This window comes from Bradyrhizobium sp. AZCC 2262, assembly GCF_036924535.1.
Lineage (GTDB): Bacteria > Pseudomonadota > Alphaproteobacteria > Rhizobiales > Xanthobacteraceae > Bradyrhizobium.
Genome location: NZ_JAZHRT010000001.1, coordinates 1,643,327 through 1,655,965, shown reverse-complemented (window position 1 = coordinate 1,655,965; position 12,639 = coordinate 1,643,327). Strand labels below are relative to the sequence as shown.

At 63.9% G+C, this 12,639-nt stretch carries 16 protein-coding genes and 1 pseudogene; 7 read left to right on the top strand and 10 right to left on the bottom strand.

Annotation, left to right across the window (positions count from 1 at the left end; translation table 11 throughout):
• Positions 1 to 104: 104 nt before the first annotated feature.
• The 7 genes and pseudogenes from V1283_RS07805 to V1283_RS07775 form a co-directional block, all read right to left on the bottom strand.
• Entirely contained in the window at positions 105 to 371 is a 267-nt protein-coding gene (locus V1283_RS07805) for an EscU/YscU/HrcU family type III secretion system export apparatus switch protein (protein ID WP_334385842.1), read from the bottom strand.
• The gene (gene fliK, locus V1283_RS07800; RefSeq protein WP_334385841.1) at positions 368 to 1,936 is read right to left on the bottom strand and encodes a flagellar hook-length control protein FliK; all 1,569 of its coding nucleotides are present in this window, start codon (positions 1,934 to 1,936) and stop codon (positions 368 to 370) included. The genes V1283_RS07805 and fliK overlap by 4 nt, the downstream gene beginning before the upstream one ends.
• Positions 1,937 to 2,006: 70 nt before the next feature.
• Positions 2,007 to 2,780: an ATP12 family chaperone protein gene (locus V1283_RS07795; protein WP_334385840.1), complete on the bottom strand. Its 774-nt coding sequence runs from the start codon at positions 2,778 to 2,780 to the stop codon at positions 2,007 to 2,009.
• Positions 2,781 to 2,927: 147 nt separating this feature from the next.
• Positions 2,928 to 4,151 (bottom strand): amidohydrolase family protein, encoded by a 1,224-nt coding sequence (locus V1283_RS07790; protein WP_334385839.1) that lies wholly within the window; start codon positions 4,149 to 4,151, stop codon positions 2,928 to 2,930.
• A gap of 96 nt (positions 4,152 to 4,247) precedes the next feature.
• Positions 4,248 to 5,444, bottom strand: a complete 1,197-nt coding sequence (locus V1283_RS07785) for an RluA family pseudouridine synthase (protein WP_334385838.1) — start codon at positions 5,442 to 5,444, stop codon at positions 4,248 to 4,250.
• Positions 5,441 to 5,758, bottom strand: coding sequence for a HigA family addiction module antitoxin (locus V1283_RS07780; protein ID WP_334385836.1), 318 nt, complete (start codon positions 5,756 to 5,758; stop codon positions 5,441 to 5,443). Before V1283_RS07780 ends, V1283_RS07785 begins: the two co-directional genes overlap by 4 nt.
• A gap of 12 nt (positions 5,759 to 5,770) precedes the next feature.
• Positions 5,771 to 5,911: pseudogene (locus V1283_RS07775) on the bottom strand (type II toxin-antitoxin system RelE/ParE family toxin); the annotation flags it as partial.
• A gap of 219 nt (positions 5,912 to 6,130) precedes the next feature.
• On the opposite strand from V1283_RS07775, the gene V1283_RS07770 reads away from it, so the two are divergent.
• The 7 genes from V1283_RS07770 (at position 6,131) to V1283_RS07740 (ending at position 9,046) form a co-directional block, all read left to right on the top strand.
• Positions 6,131 to 6,760 (top strand): alpha/beta hydrolase, encoded by a 630-nt coding sequence (locus tag V1283_RS07770; RefSeq protein ID WP_334385834.1) that lies wholly within the window; start codon positions 6,131 to 6,133, stop codon positions 6,758 to 6,760.
• Complete coding sequence (locus V1283_RS07765; RefSeq protein WP_334385833.1) at positions 6,744 to 7,076, top strand: hypothetical protein; 333 nt, start codon at positions 6,744 to 6,746, stop codon at positions 7,074 to 7,076. The genes V1283_RS07770 and V1283_RS07765 overlap by 17 nt, the downstream gene beginning before the upstream one ends.
• A 137-nt stretch (positions 7,077 to 7,213) precedes the next feature.
• Positions 7,214 to 7,648: a hypothetical protein gene (locus V1283_RS07760; protein ID WP_334385832.1), complete on the top strand. Its 435-nt coding sequence runs from the start codon at positions 7,214 to 7,216 to the stop codon at positions 7,646 to 7,648.
• 24 nt (positions 7,649 to 7,672) lie between these two features.
• Positions 7,673 to 8,041, top strand: coding sequence for a winged helix-turn-helix transcriptional regulator (locus V1283_RS07755; RefSeq protein WP_334385831.1), 369 nt, complete (start codon positions 7,673 to 7,675; stop codon positions 8,039 to 8,041).
• Complete coding sequence (locus V1283_RS07750; protein ID WP_334385829.1) at positions 8,025 to 8,354, top strand: hypothetical protein; 330 nt, start codon at positions 8,025 to 8,027, stop codon at positions 8,352 to 8,354. Before V1283_RS07755 ends, V1283_RS07750 begins: the two co-directional genes overlap by 17 nt.
• Before the next feature lie 12 nt (positions 8,355 to 8,366).
• On the top strand, positions 8,367 to 8,762 hold the full coding sequence (locus tag V1283_RS07745) for a TfoX/Sxy family protein (protein WP_334385828.1): 396 nt from the start codon (positions 8,367 to 8,369) through the stop codon (positions 8,760 to 8,762).
• Entirely contained in the window at positions 8,759 to 9,046 is a 288-nt protein-coding gene (locus V1283_RS07740; protein ID WP_334385827.1) for a hypothetical protein, read from the top strand. The genes V1283_RS07745 and V1283_RS07740 overlap by 4 nt, the downstream gene beginning before the upstream one ends.
• A gap of 106 nt (positions 9,047 to 9,152) precedes the next feature.
• On the opposite strand, the gene V1283_RS07735 is transcribed toward V1283_RS07740, so the two are convergent.
• From V1283_RS07735 to V1283_RS07725, 3 genes are read right to left on the bottom strand one after another with little or no spacing between them, the layout of a single operon-like run.
• A complete protein-coding gene (locus V1283_RS07735; protein WP_334385826.1) occupies positions 9,153 to 9,869 on the bottom strand; it encodes a tetratricopeptide repeat protein in 717 nt (238 codons plus the stop codon).
• Positions 9,866 to 11,200, bottom strand: coding sequence for a replication-associated recombination protein A (locus tag V1283_RS07730; protein ID WP_334385825.1), 1,335 nt, complete (start codon positions 11,198 to 11,200; stop codon positions 9,866 to 9,868). The genes V1283_RS07735 and V1283_RS07730 overlap by 4 nt, the downstream gene beginning before the upstream one ends.
• Positions 11,197 to 12,591, bottom strand: coding sequence for a DegQ family serine endoprotease (locus V1283_RS07725; protein ID WP_334385824.1), 1,395 nt, complete (start codon positions 12,589 to 12,591; stop codon positions 11,197 to 11,199). Before V1283_RS07725 ends, V1283_RS07730 begins: the two co-directional genes overlap by 4 nt.
• Positions 12,592 to 12,639 lie beyond the last annotated feature (48 nt).

The window sequence follows — 12,639 nt, the reverse complement described above, 5'->3', positions numbered from 1 at the left end:
TGGAAAAACTATGACAAGGGGGCTTTTCGTATGACGCGTTTCCTTGACGCGAACCGGATTCCACCCCGGATCAAGTCCGGGCAGGTTTTCGCTTGAAAACGCTATCAGCGGATCCGGCCCGACAGCCGCAGCACGAAGACCAGCACCTCGGCGACCGCCTTGTAGAGATCCGGCGGAATCTCGTCGCCGATTTCGACATGGGACAAGGCCCCGGCCAGCAGCTCATTCTCCTCGATCGGGATGTCATGTTCCCGGGCGAGTTCGATGATCTTTGCGCCGATGACGCCCTTGCCCTTGGCAACGACCCGCGGCGCGCCTGTCTTGTCATAGTGCAGCGCGACCGCAAGCCTGCTCCTGGTCTCGACGCTCATAGCGCGCGGTCCAGAAAATGGCCGGCGCGGGCGGCCGGCTCGGCCTGTGTCGGTGCGCCGTCGCGGATCACGATATCGCCGGGCTGAAGCTCGGCCCGGCTGAGCGCCTGGCTCAGGTCGGATACACCGGCGCGCAGTTGCTCCGCCGTGGCAGGCCGTTCCGCCCAGATCCGCACCGAGGTCTTTTCGCCGGTGAGCGAGATCAGCGCGTGAACCGGACCGGCTGGCTCGACGTCGAGCGAAAACCGCGCCCGCCACACCCGCTTGGCCGCCTCGACGGCCTCGCTACCGCCATCGCGGGAAATCTCGAACTGCGCCATTGCCGTGCCCTGCGGGGTCACGAACGGAATTTCGAAATTCCAGCGCGGCACGGTCATATCGGCCTTCGCCGACGTGTCGATACGGTCCGGCAGGGACGCCACCTGCAGCAGGGTTTGCCGTGCGATGGCCGCATCGGTGTCATCGAGCAGATGATGCGCGGTTGCCTCGAGCGGCGCATCCGGGGCGATCGTCGGCGATGCAATCGGCTGGGCGGCCGGAAGCGCGCCGCGGATCGGCGGCGGCGGCGTGTTGGTGTGAAAGGTCATGTCCGCGCCACGAACGTCTTTCGTTGGGGCGGCTACGCGCAGCGGGTTGCCAAGCTCCTGCAGCAGGTTCAAGGTCGCACCGGCCGAAGGTCCGGCGTCGAGCGCCCCCGCAAGCTGATTGCGAGCGGCTTGTCCCGCCAGCGCAAGACTCTCGGTTGCGGGCAATCGCGCCTGCGGCAGAAGGATTTCCTGGACATCGAGATTGGGCGACGAAGACGGCGCAAGGCTCGCGGCGGCGGCCTGTGGTGGCGCGGCTCGTTGCGCGCCGGCCGGCGTCGCGATTGTTGCGTTGCTGCCAAGCGCCGATTGCAGCGTCTGGCGAAGCACGATCAGCGCGGCCTTGAGGTCGGGAACGCCGCTCGGGGGGATCGAGCCTGCAGCCAGCGACGCCTCGAAGAAGATTCCGGATTTCTGGAACGCCGTCTTGATATCGCCGCCGTCGAGGTTTTGATCGAGGCTGGTCTGTTGCGCCAGCACCTGCGCGATCGCCGCCTGCAATTTCGGCGGCAGATTGGTGGAGGAAACCGCCGCGCCAAGATTGGCAAACAACGGTGCCAGGCTGTCCTGTTCGGTGACCGCGGCTTGCGCGGCTGTGGAGACGGCTGTGCGCTCCAGTGGCGTCAGCACGTTCTTCGGCGACACGATGGCCGGCCGACTGGCTGCCGCTTCGGCCAGCGCATCGGGTGAAAGCGTCACGGCATCGGCCGCGGCATCACCGCCCTGCCCGACTACGGCGAGGCGAATGCCATCCTTGGTCTGCATGACCGCGAGCTGCAGGTTCTGACCCTGCTGCAACGGAATTTCCGAGGCCACGTCGATCGAGAGGCTGGCGATCGCAATCCGCACCAGATCGGCGGACAGCACTTTCAGGACCTGCGCGTTGACCACGCTCCCCGGCTGCAGCACGAGTTCGGGCGCAATGCCACCAGCCTCTTGGGCTGATAGCACCGGGAGAACGGGATTGATTGAGATCGCCATATCTGAGGTCTCGGCCAGGCTAGAGGCTAACCCGGCGTCCTAAACCTCTCGTTAACCGGCGGTGTGGCGCTCAGGCCTTCAGGGCATCCAAAATGGTCACCGCGGCCCGGAAATCGACCAGCCGGGCGGCCCGGCGGGCCGCCACCTCCTCGTCCACGCCCCATTTTTCGGCGTTCCAGTCCTCATCGACATGGGCGGCGGTCCAGACCTGATCGGGATCGCGGACACCGTGCAGCAGCGCCAGCGCCAGCAATGCCGAGCCCGTAAGGGTCGTCACCACATGCAGGGCGGCCACCGACCAGGGGTCGACCGGAAACACGCCACGGGCGGCCCTGATCGCCTGCGCCGGCTGCGCGACATGCACGATCCCCTCGGACAGGATGAAATGGGCGCCAAGGTCGTTCGCGGCCCAGGACAGCACCGGGTCCCAATGCGAGGCTTCGCGCGCGACCAGCGCCTCGGGATGGCCGGCGCGATAGAACAGCAGATCCGAGCCGAGGTATCTCGCGACATCGTCGGCCACCGCATCGACGCGGTTGACGACCTCGGCGACGCTGTTGGCAAAGCGCGTCAGCGGCATGGTCAGGGGATCGATGGTCTCGCCTTGCGCATTCCATTCGGCGGCGATCGCGTCCGCGATGGCGCCGGTCGGCGCCACGACCTGGCGGCCAGAGGGCGTGCGGATCGGCTTGCCATCGAGCGTAACGGAAAACCCACCCTCCGCCGCGGCCGTGCCGGCCTCCTTGTAGAAGCGCTTGCGCTGGGGCGTGCGCGTGGCGCGTCGCACCGCCTCCTCCGGATCGAGTGGAGAATGTCCGGCGACTTCATCGAATAGTTCACGCATCTCGTGTCCGGCTTCCCGCAGGCGGCGATAAATTCAGCTCTGACAATACGATAACGGTGAATGCAAATAAAGCCGATGAGGCGTTTGCGGCGAACTCCTGCGAAGCCGGGTTACGGCGGCAAACGCGAATATCGGGTTCCCCCGGCATCAGGGCTTCTGATAGATCACCTTCCCCGCGCGGATGGTGTGGGCGACCTTGGCGAGGTTCTTGACGTCGGCGAGCGGATCGCCGTCGAGCACCACGAGGTCGGCGTCAAACCCCTTCTCGACCCGGCCCTTCTTCGCGGCCTTGAAATAGCCCGCCGGATTCGTCGTCAGCGAGGCCAGCACCTGCCGTTCCGAAAGCGCCCGGTGCATCAATTCGTATTCGAGCGTGGTGTCATAGAGCGGGATGTAACCGACGTCGGTGCCGAACAGAACCGTGTTGCCGTTTTCCGAGAAGCTCCTGAGCTGGCCGACAATGTTGTCGACGATGCGCCCAACGATCTCGGGCGGCAGCGGCAGCTTCGCAAACAGCGACAAGGTCGGCGTCAGCGCCGTTCCCTGCTCTTTGAAGCGCGCGAGCTGCTCGGCGGGATAGCCCGGCTGCCTGGCGACCGTGTGCGCCATCACATCGACCCCGGCGGCAATCACGGCTTCAATACCGGCAGTATTTTGGGGGTGCGCGAACACCGGCTTGCCTTGCGCGTGCGCGACGTCGACCGCGGCCTTGGCAATGGCCGCATCCATGTTCACGACCGGCTTGTCTTCTCCCTTGTAGGAGCCGGTGAACAGCTTGATGCCGTCGAGGCCGATCCGCATATAGTTCCGCGCCATCTCCGCCGCCCGCTCCGGCGTTTCCGCCTCGGGTATTCGCGCGTCCGGCAAGTAAGCAGGACGGCCATCCCTGGGGAAAATGCTGCCGACGAGGAAAATATTGGGACCCAGGATCTCATCCGCATAGACACGACGGCGCAATGCCATCGAGTTGTCGGGGTCGGACCCGAGACTCCACACGGTGGTAAAACCCCATCGCGTCAGCATTTCCTGCATGTGGGCCGTGAGCGGAGCCGCCGGTGCACTGGCGGCGTTCCTCCAAACCGCTTCCGTGAAATGAACGTGGCTGTTCCAGAAGCCGGCTACCACCGTCTTGCCGGTGCAATCGATCAGGCGCGCATCGGATGGCATCTGCACGTCGCTGCGGCTGCCGATCGCGACAATGACGCCGTTGGCCGTGACGACGACCGCATCGTCGAGCGGCGTGGCGTCAGGCGACGCGTAAACCTTGCCGCCCACGAGCGCGAGCGTCTGCGCATTGGCGGTAGCGCCGATGCCGACGGCCGCTGCAAGCAGGCCATGAAAGAGCGCGGCGCGGAGCAGATTTCCGATCATGTGGAGTCCTCAACTGGATGACACAGCCGAACCCTACGCGATGCCTGTGCTTCCGGTTTGACAGTTGTTGCGCAACCGGCGCCGCTGGACGGGCCGCTATTCCTCCGGCGCGTTCTCGATCGGGTCGAACCGGTCGGCCTCCAGCCCCAGCAGATTCCAGGACTGCAGCATGTGCGGCGGCAGCGGCGCGGTCGCGTCGATGAAGCCGCCACGCGGATGCGGGATCACGATCCGGCGTGCCAGCAGATGCAGCCGGTTCTGCAGGCCGCCCGGCAGCTCCCAGTTCTCCTTGTTGAAATATTTGGGATCGCCGACGATGGCGTGGTCGATATGGGCCATGTGGGCGCGCAATTGATGGGTCCGCCCGGTCACCGGCTTCAGCGATACCCAGGCGAGTTTTTGGGCGGAGGTCTCGACCACGGCATAGTAGGTCACCGCGTGGCTCGCGCCCTCGTCGCCGTGTTTTGCCACCCGCATGATGCTGTCGTCCTCGCTCTCCTCCTTGGCGAGGTAGGTCGAGATGCGGCCCTGCTTCGGCTTCGGCACGCCGGCCACCAGCGCCCAGTAAATCTTGCGCGCCGAGCGGTGACGGAACGAGCCGGTCAAGGCGGTTGCGGCAAACCGCGTCTTTGCAATCAGCAGGCAGCCCGAGGTTTCCCGATCCAGCCGGTGCACCAGCCGCGGCTTCTGCCCCTTGGCATCGCGCATCACTTCCAGCATGTCGTCGACATTTCGCGTGATGCCGGAGCCGCCCTGCACGGCGAGGCCCGCGGGCTTGTTCAGCACCATGACATCGGCGTCCTCAAAGAGGATCATGTCCTTGAGCGCCTGCAGTGTTTTGGTGGCGGCTTCGGAGAGTGGGCCCGCACCTTTCGGCGTGTCGAGCTTCAGCGGCGGAATGCGAACGCTCTGGCCTTCCTCCAGCCGATCCTTGCTGTCGGCGCGCTTGCCGTTGACGCGCAGCTCGCCCTTCCGGACGATGCGCTGGATGTGGGAGAACGACAGGCCGGGAAAACGCGCCTCGAGGAAGCGGTCGACGCGCATGTTGTTTTCGTCCGCGGTCACCACGACGGTCTGAACCTTGGTCGGCAGCGGCGGCGGCTCGGGCGCGATCTTCTCGGGCTCGGGAACGAACGACGATGGTCGCGCCGCGCGGGGCGCAGCAGAACGCGCCGGTGGCTTGCCGCCCGGACGAAACGACTGCGGCCGCTCGGCTGCCGAGCCCCGATAGGGACGCGCGCCCTTCGGGCGATCACCCGCCGGGCGGAGAGGTCTCTTGACGCGACGGCTCATGCCGTTTTTCCAATCTTTCGAGATGTCGGACGGGTGGCACGACGCGGCAATACCGCGATCTTCGCACCGACCTGGTTTTCGGCGAGACGCAGCTCGTAATTCTGCTGCAAGTTCATCCAGAATTGCGGACTGGTGCCAAACCAGTGCCCAAGACGCAGCGCCGTGTCGGCCGTGATGCCGCGCTGGCCGTGAATGATCCCCGTGATCCGGTTCACCGGCACGTCAATCTGGCGCGAAAGCTCGGCAGCACTCAAGCCAAGTTCGCGCAACTCTTCGGCAAGATGTTCGCCGGGATGGATAGGTGTACGAGGCACGGTGGTGTTCCCTCAATGATAGTCGACGATCTCTACCTCGACAGGGCCAGGCATCCCGTCGGGCCATGCGAAGCAGATACGCCATTGATCGCTTATCCGAATTGAAAACTGTCCAGCACGATCGCCCTTGAGCGCTTCCAGGCGATTGCCCGGCATCCTGCCAAATAAATGAAGCTCGCTGCGGCATCCCAGCCGCTAGCAGCATTTACGACTTACGTAAATAGTAAATCCCTTGCCCAAAGGCGCGCCGCACGGCAGAAACGCGCTTGCTGGCGTCGGTGCGGAGTGAGCAAAAGCAGCGGATCGTCACCGCGAATTCGGTACAAATCGGCCATGCTGGCCCAAGACAGAAGAAACGAAGGAGTATCGGGGATGGCATTCTCGAGATTGGCGCTGGCTGCGCTTGCGGTCGTCATCGCCAGCACAGTTTCCGCGCAGCAAGCTCCGATGTCCGAAGATCTCGTGTGGACGCTCCTGGAAATCGGCCGTGTCGTCGATCCGCCCAAGACCGCGGCGCTGTTCGCACCGATGCAGGAGAAGGAACCGTATCAGGGCGTAAAGACCGAGCGCGATGTCAAATACGGCCCGGCCGATCGCCACCTGCTCGATATCTTCACGCCGGAGGCGGCGGCATCAGCCCGACCGGTGCTGATCTTCGTTCACGGTGGCGCCTTCGTCGGCGGCAACAAGCGGACAGCCCCGACCAGCCCGTTCTACGACAATGTGATGCTGTGGGCCGTCCACAACGGCTTTGTCGGCGTCAACGCCACCTATCGGCTCGCGCCGCAATCGCCCTACCCGGCGGGCGCTGAGGACCTTGCCGCCGTCGTGGCGTGGGTCGCGGGCAAGATCGGCGAGCGTGGTGGCGACCCGGCGCGCATCTATTTGATGGGGGCATTCGGCCGGCGCGGTTCATGTCGCCAACTACGTCTCGCATCCGGAATTTTACAAGGTAAGGGATGGCGGCCTTGCCGGCGCGGTGATGGTGTCCGGGATCTATGACCTGAACGCTTCGCCGCTCGGCGATCCCGAGATCGCCTATTTCGGCTCCGACCCGTCGCGCTATGCCGAGCGCTCCTCGCTTCCGGGATTGCTGACGACGAAGATCCCGCTGATGATCGCCGCCGCCGAACTCGACCCGCCGCGTTTCGTCGAACAGTTCAATCTGCTGAAGCAGGCGATCTGCAAAGCGCCGAACGGGTGCGGGCGGGCGACGATGGTGCCGCAGCACAGCCATATGTCGGAAGTGTATGCGATCAACGCGGTGGGTACGCCCCTTACCGACGAGATCCTGGATTTTGTGAAGGCAGGGAAATAGCTTTCGAATGAGGCCGCGCATTGCGCGCCCCACACCCGGAACCGCCGTTGCGCCAGAGGCGCTCCGGTCACCGATGACAGTTGACTCCAGATTTTGTACTGCATACTATAAAAAATGTAGTAAGCTGGAGCTTTCCGATGTCAGCGACATCTGACGTTGCCCGCCCAACCCGCGTCCGCGGCTTTTGGCTTGGCTTTGCCGCCTATCTGCTTCCGTCCTTTCCGATCGCCTTTGTCTGGCATCTCGTCCTGTTCGAGCAAAAGTACCACGCGCTCCAGATCTATCGCGACGAACCGGTGATTGCCTTCGGACTGGCTTCAATGATCATCCAGGGCGCGATCTTCTCGTGGTTGTTCCCGCGCGTATTCACGCAAGGCAGCGGCTCCTTCGTGAAGGACGGGCTGTTGTATGGTCTTGGCGCTGGCCTGCTGTCGTGGTCATTCACCACGCTCGCGGTCGGAGCCAAGAATGTAATGGTTTCCGTGCCGGATTATGTGCTGCTCGAAACCGCGTTCACGATCCTGCAATTCGCCATCGTGGGCCCGTTGATTGCGCTCGCCTACCGAAGATGATGCGGAGGAAACCAACCTAGAGGCATGAGCAACCTTCACTATCCGCAATTCTGCGCACTTGCCCGCGCGGCGGAAATCATCGGCGAGCGATGGACTCTCCTGATTATCAGGGAGCTTCTTCTCGGGCCGAAGCGATTTGGCGATCTCCTGGATCATCTTGACGGCATGAGCCCAACCTTGCTGACAACGCGCCTCACCGCCCTGATCGAATGCAACGTCGTGCGGCGGACCGCCTTGCCGCCTCCGGTCAATGCGCGGGTGTACGAGTTGACGGAGATCGGCCGGGAGATTCAGCCCGCGATCCGGGAGCTGATCCGCGTGGGGCGGCCGCTTCCTGTTCCCCCCAGTGCCGGGCGATACTTTCGAGCCGGATTGGGTGCTGCTCGGCCTTGACGCTATCGCGAAGCGCTCACCCGTGCCGGAAATCAGGGTCGGCCTCGTGGTTACCCATGGCAAGAAATCGGCCGGCTTTACCGTCGCGGGCAGCGGATCAGGTACGGCAATCCAGAGAGGCCTCACCGATTGCAAGGGGACGCTGGAAGCCCCGTTCGACGCGGTGCTGCAGATTGTCGGAATGAGCGTATCGCTTCAGGATGCGATTGAGGCGAAGCGCGCCAGCGTAAGCGGCGCCATGGCGCTCGTCCGCAAGCTTCCCCTTCTGTTCGACCTCGCGGATCGCCGGCGCATCGCGCCCGCTGCAAACTGACGGGAGGGACCGGTGGCCTGGACGAAATCACCGCAGTCGCTGATCGATCTGTTCGAGAAGTCGGTTCCGTCAGGCACAAGCGTTTCCCGCCGCAAGATGTTCGGCTACCCGGCGGCCTTCGCCAACGGAAACCTCTTTGTCGGGCTGCATCAGAACGATTTCATCATACGGCTATCGGAGAAGGATCGCGCCCGGTTCAGCGCCGAATTCGGCGAGCGGCGCTTCGAGCCCATGCCGGGCCGGCCGATGCGTGAATATGTGAGATTGCCCGATGAACTGCTGGCCGACCCGCGCAGGCGTGCATCCTGGATCAATCTTTCGCTGCGGTATGCCGAGGCAATCGCGCCGAAGGCGAAGTCTCCAAAGAGAAAGCAAATACCCCGATCGGTGAAAAGGAGTCGCACATGAAGAAGTTTATGCTGCTGCATTACGGATTTGAGAAGCCCACCCCGGAAATCATGGCTGCCTGGGGCAAATGGTTCGAGGCAACCAAGCCGCATACCGTTGACATGGGCGGTTTCGGCAACGGTCGCGAAATCTCGAAGGGCGGAACCAAGGACCTTCCGCTCGGGCCTGACTCGATCACCGGCTTCATGATCGTCAACGCGGCAAGTCTCGACGACGCCGAGAAGATGGCTCAGGGCAATCCCTTCATTTCGAGCATTCGGGTCTACGAAGTAAGGTCGGCTTGACGCGAAAGATTGCAGCGAATTGGTGAGGTTCAGCGGCGTTACCAATGCACCGTGTCGGCTGCCGCATGACAACCGCGCGGCCTCCGACTGGTCAAGGCGGTTTGAGCTATTTGCACTGCGCGACGCTTCTCACCGCGGTCAGATCGCTGACGGAATTGTTCGACGGACGCTTCTTGGCGGCCTCCTCCGCCGCGGCGCAGGCCGCCACCGCGTCTCCGTTCTGGAACCTGGCCCAGGCGAGATTGGTCCAGGCATCGCTGAAGTCCGGGGACTCCTTGACCGCCTGGTCCAGCACGGCTTGCGCATCACGCGGCCGTTTGGCGATCAGGAGCAGGCGGCCATAGTCGGCCTTGAGCGCCTTCACCGGATTAGGTTGCTTGAGCGCGACCCTGAACAATTCATCGGCGGCGTCGAAATCATTGAAGCGGGCTTGAGCAATCACCGCAAAGCCGTGATAGACGGCGCTCTGTTCGGGTGAAATGAGAAACGCCTGATTAAACCGGATCGCGGCTTCCCGTACCCTGCCGGCTTGTATCGCTAGCCACGCGCGCTTGGATGTTTCCTCGAAAGCCTTTTCACGCGAGCCGGTGGCTGCAACGATGGCGTCTACAAATTTTTCATCAGCGGCCTTGTCCTCTGGACTCTTCACCGCAAATCCGAAAAACGGCTGCTCGTTGGTGGGCGCCGAATACGTCCGCTTCGTCACTTGCACGCCCGGCACCACCTCGACGGTCTCGGCGGCAGCCGCAAGCGTGGGCGCCAGCGTCGCCACAAGGGCTGCGGCGCGAATGGTCTGTGCAAGGTAGTTTCTGAAACTGCTCATTCGCGCTCACGTTCCCTTCGCAACTTCGCCCAATAATCCAGCCGCTTGCGGATTTCACGCTCGAAGCCGCGGTCCGGCGGATCGTAGAAGGTCTGCCGGCCCAAAGCTTCCGGAAAGTAGTCCTGCCCGGAGAAGGCGTCCGGCGCGTCGTGGTCGTATTCGTAACCCGAACCATAGCCTTCCGACTTCATCAGCTTGGTCGGCGAATTGAGAATATGTTTTGGCGGCAGCAGCGAACCGCCCTCCTTCGCCGTGCGCATCGCAGCCCCGAAGGCCTTGTAGGCGGCGTTCGATTTCGGCGCGGTGGCGAGATAAATCACGGCCTGCGCGATCGCGAGTTCGCCCTCGGGAGATCCAAGAAAATCAAACGCCTCCTTGGCGGCGTTGCCGATCACCAGCGCCTGCGGATCGGCAAGCCCGATGTCCTCGACCGCCATCCGCACCACGCGCCGCGCCAGAAACAGCGGGTCCTCGCCGGCGTCCAGCATGCGCGCGAGGTAATACAGCGCCGCATCGGGATCGGAGCCGCGCACCGATTTATGCAGCGCCGAGATCAAATTGTAATGGCCGTCGGCGGATTTGTCGTAGATAGGCGCGCGGCGCTGCAAAATTTCCTGCAGCTGCGCGGCGCTGAAGATTTCGTCCTTGCGCGCGGCGCGCCAGACCTCTTCGGCCAAAGTCAGCGCGGCCCGGCCGTCGCCATCGGCCATGCGCACCAGCACGGCGCGCGCCTCTGCATCGAGCGGCAGTTTCCGCCCCTCCACCTTCTCGGCATGGGCATAGAGTTTTTCGATCGCGGCGGGATCGAGCGAGTGAAACACCAGGACACGTGCCCGCGACAGAAGCGCGGCGTTGAGTTCGAACGACGGATTTTCCGTGGTGGCGCCGACCAGCACCACCGTGCCGTCTTCCATCACAGGCAGGAATGAATCCTGCTGCGCGCGGTTAAAACGATGCACCTCGTCGACGAACAACAGCGTGCCCTTGCCCATCTCGCGGCGGGCACGGGCGGCGTCGAACACTTTTTTCAGGTCGGCAACACCCGAAAACACCGCGGAAATCTGCTCGAAATGCAGCTCGGTGGCGTCGGCCAGCAGCCGCGCCACGGTGGTCTTGCCGGTGCCGGGCGGTCCCCAGAACACCAGCGAGCCCAGCGTGCGCGTCGCCAGCATCCGCGTCAGCGCGCCGTCGGGACCGAGGATGTGATCCTGGCCGACCACGTCGGCGAGCGTGCGCGGGCGCAACCGGTCGGGCAGCGGACGCGGCGCGTCCTGCTCCATCCCCGCCGCGGCGAAGAGATTGGTCGCTTCGCGGGGTTGCTTGGGGCTCATCCGCCCAGCGTCACGTTGATCTGCTGGCCGCCGCGCACCACGACGATGCGCCAGAGCCTGGCGGACGCTTTCGAAGCCTTGTCGAGATCGCTGGTCTTGGCGATCTTCTGGTTGTTGACCGCGAGGATGATGTCGCCCTTCTGGAATCCGACGCTGGCGGCGGTGCCGCCATCCTCGAGGTCGATCACCACGACGCCTTCGGTCTGGGAATCCAGATGCAGTTCATCGGCGACCGCCGGCGAAATGTTGGCGACCTTCGCGCCCTGGAACGGCGAACGCGCGGTCAGCATGATTTCGTCGCGGTTGGTATCGGGGGCCGTCTCCAGCGGCACCGTCAATTTCACGGTCTTGCCGGAACGCTGCACGTCGATCTGGGCTGAGCCGCCGAGCGGTCGCGTAGCGAAGCGGTAATCGAACGCATTGGGGTCGTCGATCGACTGCCCTTCGATCGCGACGATCAGGTCGGACGGTTTCAGACCGGCGCGCGCCGCCGGGCTGTTCGGCGCGACATTGGCGATCAATGCGCCGTTCGGCAGTTTCAGTCCCAGCGTCTCGGCGATTTCGGGCGTCACCGCCTGCAGCTTCGCGCCCAGCCACGGCCGCTTGACGGCCTTGCCGCCGCCCTTGGCGGACGCCACGACGACGCGCACCATGTTGGCCGGGATCGCAAAGCCGATGCCCTGCGAGCCGCCGGAGCGCGAGAAGATCGCGGTGTTGATGCCGGCGAGCTTGCCGGTCATGTCGACCAGCGCGCCGCCGGAATTGCCGGGATTGATCGCCGCATCGGTCTGGATGAAGAACTGGTAGTCGGTGATGCCGACTTGCGTCCGCGCCAGCGCCGAGACGATGCCGTGGGTCACGGTCTGGCCGACGCCAAAGGGGTTGCCGATCGCGAGCACGACGTCGCCGACCTGCAGTTCATCGGAATTGGCAAAATCCAGCGTGACAAATTTCTCTTTTCCGTCCTTCACGCGCAACACGGCCAGATCGGTGCGGCTGTCCTTGAGCACGATCTCGGCTTCGAATTCGCGCTTGTCGGAGAGCGAGATCTTGACCTGGTCGGCGCCCTCGATGACGTGATTGTTGGTGACCACGAGGCCGGAAGCATCGACCATCACGCCCGATCCGAGCGAGCGCTGCATCTGCTCCGGCTGCTGGCCGGGGACGCCGAAGAAGCGGCGGAAGAGCGGGTCGTCCAGCAGCGGGTTGCGGTTCTGCACGGTTTTGGCGGCATAGACGTTCACCACCGCCGGCTGCACGCGCTGCACGATCGGCGCGTAGGACAGCCGGAGTTCGGCGCCCGAGGACGGCACGCGCCGGTCCTGCGCCAGCGCGGGCGTTGCAACGACTGCGGAGACCAGCAGCAGGGCGAAAAAGCGGATCAAATTCATGCGGAAATCCTGGAATTTGGCGCCTCACATATAGATGCGAGGCGGCAA